The organism is Clostridium sp. chh4-2 (assembly GCF_002899675.1).
GTDB lineage: Bacteria > Bacillota > Clostridia > Lachnospirales > Lachnospiraceae > CHH4-2.
Window position 1 is genome coordinate 344,097 of record NZ_PKUU01000001.1, and the last position, 14,375, is coordinate 358,471.

A 14,375-nucleotide genomic window follows, 5' to 3' on the forward strand; every position below is an offset into this window, starting at 1 on the left:
CCCTCTTTACATTTGGTAATTATTCTAACTTATTTGCCTTTCACATGATGACAGGCTACATAATGTTCGCCTCCGATATCTTTCAGTTCCGGACGCTCTTTTTTGCACAGATCCGTCGCATAAGGGCAGCGGTCATGGAAATAGCATCCGCTCGGAAGATTAACCGGGTTCGGAATTTCGCCTTCAATCTCAACGCTTTCCACCAAAGGAGCTTCTCCTACGGTAGGAACAGCGGAAAACAGAAGGTTCGTATATGGATGAAGCGGATTTTCAAAAATCGTATTCTTATCTCCCATCTCCACGATACCGCCCAGGTACATAACGCCGAGACGGTCGCTGATATGGCGCACAACCGAAAGGTCATGGGCAATAAACAGATAGGAGAAATTAAATTCATCTTTTAAGTCCATCAAAAGATTCAGAATCTGAGCCTGAATGGACACATCCAGCGCAGATACCGGTTCGTCCGCAATGATGAATTCCGGCTGAACCGCCAGAGCTCTGGCAACGCCGATACGCTGTCTCTGTCCGCCTGAAAACTGATGAGGATAACGGGACGCCTGCTCAGGACGAAGTCCCACGCGTTCCAGAATCTCCATACATTTTTTTCGCGCTTCTTCTTTGGTGTTCACAATCTTATGAAACAGCATTGGTTCCATAATAATATCTTCTACGCGCTGTTTAGGGTTCAACGATGCATAGGGGTCCTGGAAGATCATCTGCATATCTTTTCTGTAAGGCAGAATCTGGTTGGGTTTTAAATGGCTGATATCCGTTCCTTTATAGAGAACCTGGCCTCCGGCCGGCTCTAAAAGACGGATGATCGTTCTCGCAGTTGTGGATTTCCCGCATCCGCTCTCTCCAACCAGACTGAATACTTCCCCTTTATTGATCTTAAAGCTGACATCATTGACCGCATGCACGATCTTATCCTCTTTGACAATCTTTCCGTCTTCAATACGAAGGGACTGAAGAAGACCTTTTGTAAGACGGAACTCCTGTTTTAAATTTTTAACTTCAATTAATGGTTCCTGCATTGCTGTCCTCCTATTTAACTTCCTTCGAGATCAACGGAAAATGACACGCTACCTTATGATCATTTCCTAAATCCTGCATCTGAGGCTGCTCTTTATTACAGATCTCCTGGCAGTATTTACATCTCGGTGCAAAGTAACATCCCTGAGGTAATTCAAACATGTTGGGAACCATACCCGGTATGAATTCCAGGCGGTCTCTGTCTTCCCTTAACTTAGGAATCGAGTTCAAAAGACCTTCGGTATAAGGATGCGCGCTGTGGTAAACCACGTCCTCATTGCTGCCTGTTTCAACCAGCTTGCCGCAGTACATAACGTTGATTTTATCAACCATTTCAGAAACTACAGCAAGGTCATGTGTGATCAGAATCAGAGACGCATGTTTTTCCTTAACTAACTTCTTCATTAATCTCAGGATCTGAGCCTGAATGGTAACGTCCAGAGCCGTAGTCGGCTCATCTGCGATCAGCAGTTTGGGATCGGTTGCGAGTGAAATCGCGATGATAACTCTCTGCCTCATACCACCAGAAAATTCATGAGGATATGCTTTTAAACGGTCTTCCGGATTGGGAATTCCTACCTGTCTTAAAAGTTCAATACAGCGTTCCTTCCTCTGAGCCGCATTCATCTGCGGTGCGTGGAGGATTAACACTTCCTCCATCTGTCTCTGTATCGTATAGAGCGGATTTAAAGAAGTCATCGGGTCCTGGAATACCATGGAGATATCTTTTCCCCTGATCTGAGTCATGTCTTTTTCGCTCATTTTTGTTAATTCTTTGCCGTCGAACAGGATGCTGTCAGCCTCTACCACGCCCGGCTCTTCTACCAGCTTCAGAATGGAGAAGCTGGTAACGGATTTTCCGCTTCCGGATTCTCCAACGATACCGAGGATCTCTCCCTTTTTCAGGGAAAAGCTGACATCATCAACCGCTTTTACTACGCCTTTAAATGTATGAAAATACGTTTTCAGTCTTTGTACGTCCAATAACGTTGTTTCTTCATTCGCCATTGTCATTCTCCCTTCCAGCTTATTTCAGATTCGGGTTCAATTCATCGCGCAGGAAGTCTCCCAGCAGATTGATACCGAACACAACCAGCATAATATAAAGTCCCGGGAATACAGATGCCCACCAGAGTCCGCTGAACAATACATCGAATCCGGTCTTAACCAACAGTCCTAAGGACGGTTCCGTAATCGGCACGCCGACACCCAGGAAACTGAGCGTTGCTTCAGTCAGGATAAAATCACCGACCTGAATCGTTGCCAGGACAATAATTGAAGTCACAACATTGGGCATAACGTGTTTTAATATAATCCGGTAATTTGGAAGCCCGATGGTTCTGGCCGCCTCCACATACTCCTTCTTGCGGACGGAAAGCGTCTCGCCTCTGACCGTTCGGGCATATTTCACCCATCCAACCATGGTTAACGCGATCAGCAGCTTATCAATACCACGGCCGAACACGGACATGATAAATAAAGCGATCAGCATAGATGGGAAAGACAGCTGGATATCAGCGATTCTCATGATGATAGAATCCACTTTTCCGCCGAAATAACCGGCAATCAGACCTAACGTGGTACCGATTAAACAGGATGCCAGCATACCTACTAATCCGATCGTAAGAGAACTGACGCTTCCGTAGATAATCGCACTTAAAATATCACGGCCCTGGTTATCCGTACCCAGAAGGAATTTCAAGCTTCCTCCATTGCTCCAGGCAGGAGGAAGATAGGAATCCATCAGATCGATCTGTGTCAGATCATATGGATTCTGAGGAGCCAGGAACTTTCCAAAAACTGCAACAAGAATTGCAATCAAAACTAATATGCTGCCGATGATGGCGGGCAAATTATGTTTATAATGGTAGAAGAATTCTGATTCCAGAAAATTCTTCCACGCTGATTTCTTTTCATTTTTTGTGTTTTTTGTCTCACCCATGTCGTCACCTCAACTCAATTCTAGGGTCTATAAAGGTATATAAGATATCTACGATGAAATTAAGCACTACGAACAGGCAGGAGGTTGCCATCAGGTAAGCCACGATAATCGGACGGTCTGCTTTACCGATCGCATCGATCAGCAGTTTTCCCATACCAGGCCACGCAAAGATCGTTTCCGTAATCGTAGTAAATGCGATCATGCTTCCCAGGTTCATACCAAAGATCGTAATAACCGGAATCAGCGCATTTTTAAGCGCATGCCCGAACAATACCGTTCTGGACGGAACACCCTTTGCTCTTGCAAATTTAATATAGTCCTGCTTCATATTTTCCAGAATACCGGAACGGGTCAAACGCAGAGTAGTTGCGATATTGGTCATAGCCAGTGTTACAGACGGCAGCAGGATATATTTCCATCCTCCCGGCGCAAAAAGACTGGTTTTAATTCCCAAAATTGTTACGGTATTACCTCTTCCTGAAGCCGGAAGAAGACGGAATACTACAGCAAATATATAAATCATCATCATGCCCAGCCAGAATGAAGGCAGTGAAATTCCCAGGATGGAACCTGACATGATAATTTTACTTGATTTCCTTTTTGGAAAAGCGCCTGCATAAACACCCAGAGGGATTGCAATCACCAGAGTCAGCAGTGCTGCTACAATTACGATTTCCATCGTTGCCGGAATTCGTTCCACAATCAGCCCCATAGCCGGAAGACCATAAGAATAGGACTTACCGAAATTACCATGAAGAACATCATTTAAAAAGATTCCGTACTGAACAGGAAGCGGACGGTCTAATCCCAAACGCGCACGCGCGGATTCAATCTGTTCCAATGTTGCATTTTCCGGAACCAGCATATCTACCGGATCACCAATAAAATTGGTTAACAAAAAGACGAGTACTGATACTATAAACAATACTACAAGCATTTGAACAAACCGTTTGATAATATACTTAATCACTTTTTCTCACCTCAATGTGTAGTTCTTGTCAATAAAACAGGCTTCCATCGGCAGACCCTTATTTCAGCTGACTGCCGTGAAAGCCTGTAGCCTATATTCGTTTCAATCCCTTATAAGCCAAAGCTTATTTGTAAGAGAACTCCCAAGCAAATACATAGTTGTTTGGTCTTGGTGTGTAGTTCAGAGTATCTTTAATTGCGTATGTATCCTGTTCAAAATGAAGAGGAATATAAGCAAACTCGTCTCTTGCGATCTTCTCAGCCTGTGCGATGATCTCGCCGCGTTTTGTCTCGTCGATTTCTTCATATGCCTGGTCGATCAGTTTATCAACTTCTGCATTAGAATAATGGCCTCTGTTTACACCGCCTACAGCTGCTTCTCTGTCATAAGTATAAAGCATATCATGAAGCAGGGAAGTACCGTCGCCTGAAGAATCAGACCATCCGGTCATAAGCAGCATGGATTTGTTCTCAAAAGGTTTAATATAAGTAAAGAAGTTTGCCTTTGGCATCAGGTTTAAGTTAACCTTAATACCGATTTTTTCGAAGTAACCAGTAACTGCCTGTGCGATTTCCGCATCATTTACATAACGGTCGTTTGGAGCGTCTAAAGTAACTTCAAATCCATCCGGATATCCTGCTTCTGCAAGAAGCTGTTTTGCACGTTCCGGATCATAAGCCGGGCGGTCTACCGGCTGATAGCCAATGTAATTTTCAGGAATGATGGAGTTCATAACATAAGCAGATCCGTTCATAACAGATTTGATGATTGCATCTTCATCAATTGAAATATACATAGCTTCTCTGACCTTAGGATCAGACATCGGGTTTTTCACTCCTGGGAATAAAGGAGAATCCTCACGGCTGTCCAGGTTTAAGTAAATTTCACGTAAGCCTTTCTGTTTCAGCACCTGGATTCCGGCAGTGTTCTCAAGTCTGTCGATATCCCTTACTGCTACGTTGATTGTAACATCAACTTCACCGGTCAGCATGGTTGCTGTTCTGGTTGCTTCATTGCTGATTGGGCGGAATCTTACGTTCTTAATAGAAGGCATTTCACCCCAGTAATCTTCGTTGGCAACTAAATCAATATGATCTTCTTTTACCTGCTCAACAAATTTATAACGTCCGGTACCGCATACATTTGCTGCGATCTCTTCTTCTGTTTTGCCTTCGATGTTCTCTTTTTTCAGTATGTAAATCTGTGCCATATTGAAAAGCATAATCGGATTGGTCTGGTTGAGCTTAATCTCAACTGTATAGTCATCAACAGCTGTTACAGACGCAAATGTAGATGTATAGCTGCTGAATGCAGAAGGTGAATCTGGGTTGCCTGCTACATTGATGGAAGCAACAACGTCTTCTGCTGTCATCTCGTCGCCGTCATGGAATTTAACACCTTTTCTTAAATGGAATGTCCAGGTGAGTCCATCCTCTGACTGATCCCAGCTCTCTGCAAGATGTGGCTGATACTTCATCTCAGGATCTGCCATTACAAGAGGCTCGTAAACATGAAGCATAAACTGGTTTGTAGGACCTTCATCATAACGGTATGGGTCCATAGAAAGAATATCAGAAGAAGTAACGATAACAATGCTGTCCTTACCCTCTGTAGATGTTCCTTCTGCTGCTGCGGCTGTTGTTTCTCCAGATGCTGCCGCTGTTGTCGTAGCGCCTGCCGCGGTCGTTCCCGCTGCTGTGGTTCCTGAAGTGGAAGAACCGCCGCCGCATCCTGCTAATGATGCGGAGATCATAGTTGCTGCCAGAACCAAAGAAATCATTCTCTTTTTCATAGTACACTCTCCTATCTTTTTGCTTAACAAAAAACAAAGGCGCAGATCACCTGTAAAAGTGTAAGCGTCTTTGCTTTTCCTTTATTCAAATTTTACATACCTAGACTTCATTCGTCAAATATTTTATAACAAATTGTTAAAGTTTCCTGGTTTCTTCCCTTTAAAGCAGCACATTAGGTTGTTTTATTTGTAATTTTATATTATAATCAACCTAATAACTATTGATAAAGGAGAATCAATATGAAAGAAAAACTGGTGATAATAACACTCAATTCCACGGCCCGCATCGGACTATACTCCTATCTCTCCTCCATATTCCACAATTATCTGGAAATCGAATCCGTTCTGCTGCCCGATGTGACCCCAAAACTGCTGTCCTCCACCTCATGTATCCTGTATTCCGCCGCAGATATCCAGCCTAAATGTCAGGATATGTTGCCGGATCATGTCCACGAGTTGATTTGCATCCGTACCTTTAACCATACGTACCTGCATAAAATACTTCAGATTCCGCCCGGCTCCTTTGTTTATCTGGTAAATGACTCCGAACGGAACACCTATGAAGTAATCCGCCAGCTTCAGGATTTTGGTATTTCCCAATATCATTTTCTGCCCTATTATCCCGGCTGCAGCCCTGTTTCCCCTGAAATCAAATATGCGGTGACCGTAGGAGAAGTCCATCTTGTTCCCAAAACCATTCCAACTGTAATTGATATCGGAAACCGGGTGGTGGATATCTCTACCATTAACGAAATTATCGCATGGTATCACCTGCCCCTCAACCTGGCGGATGAAATCACCAGAAACTACATCAACCACATTGTTCAGATCATCAAGCTTTCCAACCAGCAGCTTTCTCAGGCCCTCGACACGCAGATGATAACCCAGGCCATAATCAATACCATCGCTAACGGCGTCTGCCTGATCGACAGCAGCGACTCCATCCAGATGGTCAACCAGCCATTTACTTCCATGCTCTGCCTGCTAAATCACGATTTAATCGGCCAGAACCTGCCTGCGCTTTTAGAGGATCACGCCATAACCTGTGACCTGCATGGAAGCAGTGAATTCCTGTTAAAAAATACCAACGAAGAACTGATACGCCTTTGGATTCAGGAAATCGACACCATCAATGCTTCCCGCATGTATCTGATTCACTCCTACCGCTCTAACGATACCAGTGAACTGATGGACGATACCACACCAGGTTCCATGACCAGGAAGCTGTATGATTTCAGCCATATTATCACCCAGACCCCTTCCGTTCTCCATCTGATTGAAACTGCCAAACGGATCTCTTTAAATGACTTCCACGTTATCATCCAAGGAGAAAGCGGAACGGAAAAGGAAGTGCTGGCACAGGCCATCCACAATAATTCCAGACGCCACGACGCTCCCTTTGTCACCCTCAATCTCACCTCTTTGGAAGCAGCCGTGATAAATACCGAACTTCTGGGATATGAAGACGGAGCATTTCCCGGCGCCCGCCCCGGAGGCATGACAGGAATTTTGGAATCCGCAGACGGCGGAACCCTGTTCATCGACGGAATCCAGTACATGCCCCACTATCTTCAGTCGGTGCTGCTTCAGGTGCTCCGAAACGGTTCCGTAAAACGGGTTGGGGGTACCCGTCCCATACCGGTCAATATCAGAGTGATCGCCACCACGACAAAAGACCTGTATCAGATGGTCCAGGAGGGAACCTTTATAGATGAATTATTTTTTACCATCAATTCCGTGTCTTTAATCACAGTTCCGCTCAGGCAGAGGGAGGCTGATATTCCATTGCTGCTGGACCACTATTTGAAAAATGTATTTAACAATTACAATATAGCGCCGGAAACCATTTTGTCGGAGCAATTGCTTCAATATTTGAAACAATACTCCTGGCCCGGCAACACACAGGAACTGAACAATTTATGCCGTCATTTTTTCAGCATCTATAACCGGGAACTTTTGGCATTACAGAACCTTCCGCCTTATATATTAAACCAAATTGCCGCTAACCAGTCGAGATTAAGCGTTGCCGAAAAGCAGATTTTAAATCTGATAGCCTCCACTCCGCACATCGGCCGTTCTGTTATCAAACGGCTTTTGGAAGAAGACGGGGTTTCCATTACGGAGGGAAAGATCAGAAGCACGCTTCAGACGTTAAGCGATCATGGATATATCAAAGTTCACCGGACAAGGGGTGGATGTGAGATCACAGAGATGGGGCAGGTAATTCTCATTCAGTAAAAGACTTGGTATTTCTTATTCTTTATCTTTTGGCCTTTGAGTATTGCCATTGTAATTGCCGCAGAAAATACCTTTTTTAACCGGAGACAATATAAATCCGATCACTATACCGAGCAAAGAAGCGGTTGCTATAACCAGACATTTATCTGACGGACACCATTCCTTATAAAAAAACTCTCTCATATTTGTTCCTCTCTTTCTGAAAATGATTTGAATAAAAACATCATAGTTATAGAAGGATTATATGTCAAATTATATGAAAATACCAGGCCTCCGCCCATATTTTTTCGGATTGTACTGAGAAATAATTCCAGCGCATAAAGTCTTATCCTGTCTTTCAAACCATTGCCATTTTCTTTTCCATAAATTTACATGAAGGGTGAAGGCATTTTCGAAAATGCCTTCACCCTTCATGTAAAAAGCTTGATATAAAAATATCTTATGCTCGGAGTTCAATCCCCAATCCCTGAAGTCCGTTCAGAATCTTTTTCATGGCAGCTCCCACTTCATCATCTGTCAGGGTTCTGTCATTAGCACGGAACACGATGGAGTAAGCCACGGATTTATGGCCCGCCAGAATCTGTGCTCCTTCATAAATATCGAACAGCTGATAGCTTTCCAGTATCTTGCCGCCGCGCTGTGCGATGATATCTTCAATCTGTCCAACCAGAATGTTCTTAGGAACCACCATACTGATATCCCTGGTAACAGCCGGATACTTAGCAATTCCCGTATATTTTCTGTCGAAATCAGCGAATGGGATTACGTTCGGCATATCCAGAACCGCCACATAGGCTCTCTCGCCGATCTTATAATTATCCGCCACTTCCGGATGAATCTCACCGATATAACCTAAGGTAACTCCATCATATACAATATCCGCTTTTCTTCCCGGATGCAGATATGGACGGTTGGCCTGTGGATCATAGTGGACTTTCTTTTTCATTCCCAATTTTTCAAACAGCTCTTCCACCACGCCCTTCATGGTGAAGAAATCACCCTCTCCGTACATGCCAAGCGCGAACTGCATCCTCTCATCCGGAAGTTCTGTAAGCGGAAGGCTCTTAGGGAGGTAAATATTGGCCAACTCATATAATTTAACGTCCTTGTTTCTTCTATTATAATTAGTCGACAAAGAAGTTAACAATCCGTTCAGCGGAGACGTTCTCATCACAGAGAAATCTTCACCGAGAGGATTTAAGATGGTCACCGTTTTTCTCAGACGGCAATCCTCCGGAAGCAGCAGTTTGTCAAATGCTTTCGGGCTCTCGAAGGAATAGGACATGCTCTGGCTGAAGCCGGAAAATTCTGCAACTTCACGGGCCACTTCTTCAATTCTCAATTTATAGGATAATTTTCCTGTGGTCGCCTCTCCGGAAGGAAGTGTGGTTGGAATATTATCATATCCGTAGAAACGGGCCACTTCTTCTGCAATATCTGCCGGACGTTCCAGATCCTGACGGAACGTAGGAACTACGACTTCCTGTGCCGCTTCATCAAATTCAAGATCCAGTTTTTTGAAATAGCCCTTCATCGTTTCCGCATCGATCTCAGTGCCTAACAGGCTGTTGATCTTTTCCGCATTAAATGGAACCCGTTTTCCTTCCCGTTTCACCGGATAAATATCGATCATTCCGCCAACGACTTCTCCGGCACCCAGTTCTTCAATAAGCTGACAGGCGCGGTCAATGGCTGCCTGGGCATTATTAGGGTCCAGCCCCTTTTCGAATTTTCCGGAAGCGTCTGTTCTCAGACCAACCTTTTTAGAGGAAAGGCGGATATTGGTTCCGTCAAAGCAGGCGGCTTCAAATACCATTGTTTTTACATCATCTGTGATCTTAGAGTTTTCACCGCCCATGATTCCGGCGATACCAACTTCTTTTTCACCGTCATTGATCATGAGTACGGTGCTGTCCAGTTTTCTGTCCTGGCCGTCAAGGGTCTGGAAGCTGTCGCCGTCTGCCGCACATTTTACGACGATTTCATGGCCTGCCAGCAAATCATAATCATATGCATGCATTGGCTGTCCGAATTCTTCCATCACATAGTTTGTGATATCCACGATATTGTTGATCGGACGGATTCCGCTGGCTGCCAGACGTCTCTTCATCCACTCCGGTGACGGAGCCAATTTAATATTCTTCACCATTCTGGCACAGTAACGCGGGCAGAGCGTTGTATTTTCAACGCGTACCTTCAGGTAATCGTTGATATCCTCTTTATTTCCCGTAGCAGCCACTACAGGCGGGATAAACGGCTTATTAAAAGTAGCCGCCGCCTCTCTTGCAATTCCGAGCACGCTGTAGCAGTCCACACGGTTGGAGGTGATTTCATATTCGAATACCACGTCCCTAAGTCCCAGCACTTCTACTGCATCTGCCCCGATTTCGGCATCTTCCGGCAGAATGTAAATTCCGCTTTCCGGCGCATCCGGATACATATCTCTGGATGAGCCCAGTTCTTCGATGGAACACATCATGCCGCAGGATTCAATTCCTCTTAATTTACCCTTTTTGATCACAATTCCGTCTTCCGGAAGAGGGCCGCCGTCATGGCCTCCCGCAACCTTACCGCCGTCCAATACAACAGGAACCTTATCCCCTTCTTTTACATTAGGAGCGCCTGTGACGATCTGAATGGATTCTGTTCCAATGTTAACCTGGCAGATGATCAGCTTATCCGCATCCGGATGACGCTCGATTTTGGTGATCTGTCCTACCACAATTTTCTCTAAATTTTTATCCAGGGCTTCATAGCCCTCTACCTTTGTTCCTGATAATGTCATTGCGTCTGTGTATTCCTGAGCAGTTACATTCAGATCCGGAACATATGCTTTTATCCATGATAATGCTGTGTTCATTTGAAAAATCTCCTTTTTTATTATACTGACCTGGTCTTTTAACTTAAAGCGTCAAGGCATTTTGCAAAATGCCTTGAGGGTTCATGTTAAAATTGCTTCAGGAAACGAATATCGTTTTCATATAACAGACGCATATCGTCAATTTCATATTTCAAAAGCGCAATACGCTCTAATCCTACGCCAAATGCAAAACCGGTATACTCTTCCGGATCAATTCCGCACATCTCAAGCACGTGAGGATGAACCATACCGCAACCTAAAATCTCAATCCAGCCTGATCCCTTACAGAAACGGCATCCGCTGCCGCCACACTTAAAACAGGTAACATCCACTTCCGCGCTGGGTTCTGTAAATGGGAAATGATGAGGTCTGAATTTAACCTTGGTATCCTCGCCGAACAGCTCTTTTGCAAATTCCGCCAGCGTTCCCTTTAAATCTGCAAATGTAATGTGCTTGTCGATTACCAGCCCCTCAATCTGATGGAAGGACGGGGAATGGGTAGCATCCACTTCATCGGAACGGAATACACGGCCAGGAGCGATCATACGGATCGGCAGTTTGCCCTGTTCCATCACTCTGGCCTGAACCGGAGAAGTCTGCGTTCTCAGCACGATGTCTTTATTAATATAGAAGGTATCCTGTTCATCCTTTGCCGGATGGTTTGCAGGAATGTTCAGTTTCTCGAAATTATAGAGATCGTATTCCACTTCCGGCCCTTCTACCACTTCATAGCCCATGCCCACGAAAATACGCTCAACTTCTTCCAATGCAATCGTATTCGGATGGCTGTGGCCCACATTGCTTTTCTTGGCAGGCAGAGTGACGTCGATCACTTCTTTTTTCATCTGCTCTTCTCTCGCCCTTCTCGCAAGAGCCTGTTTATTCTCTTCCAGCTTCGCTTCGATTAATTCGCGGGCATCATTTACCATCTGCCCCACTTTCGGCCGCTCTTCCGGTGCCACATCCTTCATACTCTTTAATACGGTAGTAAGCTGCCCCTTTTTGCCAAGGTATGCAACCCTGATCTCATTTAATTTTTCAAGGGCATCGGAAGCTTCAATCTGTTTCAGCGCTTCTTCTTTGATTTTTTCTAACTGCTCTCTCATCTTTTCCTCCATTTCATTTGTCTTTCATATGATATAAGATAGAATCCCGCAAGCGGGATTCTCCGCCTGCGGCGGGTCGCTTCAGCGACATTATGCCTCACCGCCGCAGTGCGATCCTGCCCGGAGGGCTTTTTATATCATAGGAGCACTTTCCTATGATATAAAAAAACTCCATCCCAAATAGGGACGAAGTTAAATTCGCGGTACCACCCTGATTCCTGCCGGAAGACCCGGACAGACACTCGGCATACGTAACGTGTATGAACGGCAGAACCTACTGATAAATGGTTCAATTCTGCAGCTCCAGCGGGAATTTCGGACAATTATCTGAACTAAAGGGAACTTTCAGCCGGTGATTCCCTCTCTCTGCTAGAAAATAAATGCCTACTAACGCTTTCACAGCTTTTCCTGTTATATTTTCTAAAATCTGAATATCATTTTAGCACATCTAAAAAAAAAGTCAAGATTAGACTTGATATCTCCATAAAAACGGTGTAAAATAGGTTTCCTCTGACAACTGTTGCATTTAGCAACTGTTGTTTTTATGAAAGGAAGGAATTGATTTATGCTCAACCCCATCAGTATCATCCGACGGTGTGAACAAAACTATCTGCGGTGCAGAATGGAATCCTACGGGCTTCACCCCTTAGACGCCCTCACTTTGCATGTTTTATTTTCCTTAGATTCATGCAACCAGGACTGTCTCTGCTGTGAGATGAACGTGGATAAAGGGCGGATCGCCAAAACCGTGTCCGCTCTGGAAGAAGGCGGTTATCTGGTCCGCAGTGTCAATTTACATAATAAACGGGAAAAACTGCTTCATTTAACCGAAAGCGGGAAAGAGATGGTATCTGTCATCCAACAGATATTTGACGAATGGAACGATATCTGCTTCAAGGATTTTTCGTCCGAAGAACGGGATCAATACCTTTCATTTATAAAACGAATCGCATGCAATGCGGCAGAAAGCCGAAAGGAGTTTAAGCAACATGATTAAAAACTTAACTGAGGGAAATCCCTTAAAAACTTTATTTTTCTTTGCACTTCCCATGCTGGCAGGCAATCTGTTCCAGCAGCTTTATAATATGGTGGATTCCATGGTGGTGGGGCGTTTTGTAGGTGCCGACGCTTTGGCAGCGGTGGGTTCTTCCTTCCCGATTGTATTTTTGGCCGTAGCTTTAGCCAGCGGACTGTCCATGGGATGTACGGTTGTGGTATCCCAGCAGTTCGGCGCAGGCCAGATCCGGGAGATGAAAACCACGATTTCCACGGCTCTTATCTCCTTGTTTGTGTTGGGAGCCATGATCATGATCGTCGGGGAACTGTTGGCGCTCCCGCTGCTTTCCCTGTTAAAGACACCGGATAATATCATTGACAGCGCGTTAAGTTATCTGACCATCTATTTCGGCGGAGTCATTTTCCTTTTTCTCTACAACGCATTAAACGCTATTTACAATGCTTTAGGAGACAGTAAAACGCCCCTATGCTTCCTCATGGTATCCACGCTCACTAATATTGTGCTGGATCTTACTTTTGTAATTAAATTGAATATGGGCGTAGCCGGCGTTGCCTGGGCTACCTTAATCGCCCAAGGTGTATGTGCCGTACTGTCCTTTATCGTGCTGATAAAAAGAATTGTCCAGATGCCGGACGAACGGGAATATCCCGCAATCCCCAAACGCCCTCTCTTCCACTCTTCTGCCGTGCGCAGAATAGCTAAAGTCGGGGTGCCTTCCATGATCCAGCAGTCCATTGTCTCTTTCAGCATGCTGATGATGCAGGGCCTGGTAAATTCTTACGGCTCCACCTTTATCGCAGGCTACACGGCGGCAACCAAGATCGATACCTTAGCCATGATGCCGAATATGAACTTTTCTAACGCCATGTCCAGCTATACCGCACAGAACATCGGCGCAGGCAAACCGGAACGCGTCAGACAGGGATACAAAGCCAACCTGTTCATGGTGCTGATTTTCAGTATTATCATCACCTCTGTCATCTTCTTGTTCGGCCCTAACCTTTTGAACCTGTTTATGGATTCCAATACGGATTTGGCCGCCATCAATTATGGAATGAAGTATATGACCACTGTTTCCACCTTCTACATCCTGATGGGCGTGATGTTCACTTCCAACGGACTTCTGCGCGGCGCCGGAGACATGAGAGCGTTTATGGCAAGCTCCCTCTTCAATCTGTTCACCCGCGTCGTCATGGCATATACCTTGGCGCACTTCATCGGCGAAGACGCGATCTGGTGGTCCATCCCGATCGGCTGGGCAATCGGTTCCGCCATCTCATTCGGACGCTACCACAGCGGCAAGTGGGAAAACTCTAAAGTTATTGAATAATATTGTTGTGAAGTTATTTACATAAAAATCGTCCTGTTTTACATTAATAACTGAATAGATTTTTGATTATCTCTTTATTTCTTC

Annotated in this window: 11 protein-coding genes and 1 other annotated feature; of the genes, 3 read left to right on the plus strand and 8 right to left on the minus strand. The window is 44.9% G+C overall.

Features of this window, described 5'->3' with window-relative positions:
* Positions 1-29: 29 nt before the first annotated feature.
* From C0033_RS01665 to C0033_RS01685, 5 genes are all read right to left on the minus strand, one after another.
* Positions 30-1,037: a dipeptide ABC transporter ATP-binding protein gene (locus tag C0033_RS01665; RefSeq protein ID WP_103226114.1), complete on the minus strand. Its 1,008-nt coding sequence runs from the start codon at positions 1,035-1,037 to the stop codon at positions 30-32.
* 10 nt (positions 1,038-1,047) lie between these two features.
* Complete coding sequence (locus tag C0033_RS01670; protein ID WP_103226115.1) at positions 1,048-2,043, minus strand: ABC transporter ATP-binding protein; 996 nt, start codon at positions 2,041-2,043, stop codon at positions 1,048-1,050.
* 19 nt (positions 2,044-2,062) lie between these two features.
* Positions 2,063-2,977: an ABC transporter permease gene (locus tag C0033_RS01675; protein ID WP_103226116.1), complete on the minus strand. Its 915-nt coding sequence runs from the start codon at positions 2,975-2,977 to the stop codon at positions 2,063-2,065.
* Between the two features lie 4 nt (positions 2,978-2,981).
* Entirely contained in the window at positions 2,982-3,947 is a 966-nt protein-coding gene (locus C0033_RS01680) for an ABC transporter permease (protein WP_103226117.1), read from the minus strand.
* A gap of 124 nt (positions 3,948-4,071) precedes the next feature.
* A complete protein-coding gene (locus tag C0033_RS01685) occupies positions 4,072-5,739 on the minus strand; it encodes an ABC transporter substrate-binding protein (protein ID WP_103226118.1) in 1,668 nt (555 codons plus the stop codon).
* 240 nt (positions 5,740-5,979) lie between these two features.
* On the opposite strand from C0033_RS01685, the gene C0033_RS01690 reads away from it, so the two are divergent.
* A complete protein-coding gene (locus tag C0033_RS01690; RefSeq protein WP_103226119.1) occupies positions 5,980-7,977 on the plus strand; it encodes a sigma 54-interacting transcriptional regulator in 1,998 nt (665 codons plus the stop codon).
* Positions 7,978-7,992: 15 nt separating this feature from the next.
* On the opposite strand, the gene C0033_RS26805 is transcribed toward C0033_RS01690, so the two are convergent.
* The 3 genes from C0033_RS26805 to pheS all read right to left on the minus strand — a co-directional run bounded on the left by C0033_RS26805 (position 7,993) and on the right by pheS (position 11,943).
* Entirely contained in the window at positions 7,993-8,160 is a 168-nt protein-coding gene (locus tag C0033_RS26805) for a hypothetical protein (protein ID WP_180994514.1), read from the minus strand.
* Positions 8,161-8,416: 256 nt separating this feature from the next.
* Positions 8,417-10,837, minus strand: a complete 2,421-nt coding sequence (gene pheT / locus C0033_RS01695) for a phenylalanine--tRNA ligase subunit beta (RefSeq protein ID WP_103226120.1) — start codon at positions 10,835-10,837, stop codon at positions 8,417-8,419.
* An 86-nt stretch (positions 10,838-10,923) separates the two neighbouring features.
* A complete protein-coding gene (gene pheS, locus C0033_RS01700; protein WP_103226121.1) occupies positions 10,924-11,943 on the minus strand; it encodes a phenylalanine--tRNA ligase subunit alpha in 1,020 nt (339 codons plus the stop codon).
* Positions 11,944-12,122: 179 nt separating this feature from the next.
* Positions 12,123-12,352: a binding site (T-box leader), on the minus strand.
* A 156-nt stretch (positions 12,353-12,508) separates the two neighbouring features.
* On the opposite strand from pheS, the gene C0033_RS01705 reads away from it, so the two are divergent.
* Together C0033_RS01705 and C0033_RS01710 are read left to right on the plus strand one after the other, a co-directional pair.
* Complete coding sequence (locus C0033_RS01705) at positions 12,509-12,940, plus strand: winged helix DNA-binding protein (protein ID WP_103226122.1); 432 nt, start codon at positions 12,509-12,511, stop codon at positions 12,938-12,940.
* On the plus strand, positions 12,933-14,291 hold the full coding sequence (locus tag C0033_RS01710; RefSeq protein ID WP_103226123.1) for an MATE family efflux transporter: 1,359 nt from the start codon (positions 12,933-12,935) through the stop codon (positions 14,289-14,291). The genes C0033_RS01705 and C0033_RS01710 overlap by 8 nt, the downstream gene beginning before the upstream one ends.
* Positions 14,292-14,375 lie beyond the last annotated feature (84 nt).

Coding starts and splice junctions, on each gene's coding strand:
- C0033_RS01705 (WP_103226122.1), top strand. CDS start 12,509: ATGCTCAACCCCATCAGTATCATCCGACGGTGTGAACAAAACTATCTG.
- C0033_RS01670 (WP_103226115.1), bottom strand. CDS start 2,043: ATGGCGAATGAAGAAACAACGTTATTGGACGTACAAAGACTGAAAACG.
- pheS (WP_103226121.1), bottom strand. CDS start 11,943: ATGAGAGAGCAGTTAGAAAAAATCAAAGAAGAAGCGCTGAAACAGATT.
- C0033_RS01710 (WP_103226123.1), top strand. CDS start 12,933: ATGATTAAAAACTTAACTGAGGGAAATCCCTTAAAAACTTTATTTTTC.
- C0033_RS26805 (WP_180994514.1), bottom strand. CDS start 8,160: ATGAGAGAGTTTTTTTATAAGGAATGGTGTCCGTCAGATAAATGTCTG.
- C0033_RS01690 (WP_103226119.1), top strand. CDS start 5,980: ATGAAAGAAAAACTGGTGATAATAACACTCAATTCCACGGCCCGCATC.
- C0033_RS01675 (WP_103226116.1), bottom strand. CDS start 2,977: ATGGGTGAGACAAAAAACACAAAAAATGAAAAGAAATCAGCGTGGAAG.
- C0033_RS01665 (WP_103226114.1), bottom strand. CDS start 1,037: ATGCAGGAACCATTAATTGAAGTTAAAAATTTAAAACAGGAGTTCCGT.
- C0033_RS01685 (WP_103226118.1), bottom strand. CDS start 5,739: ATGAAAAAGAGAATGATTTCTTTGGTTCTGGCAGCAACTATGATCTCC.
- pheT (WP_103226120.1), bottom strand. CDS start 10,837: ATGAACACAGCATTATCATGGATAAAAGCATATGTTCCGGATCTGAAT.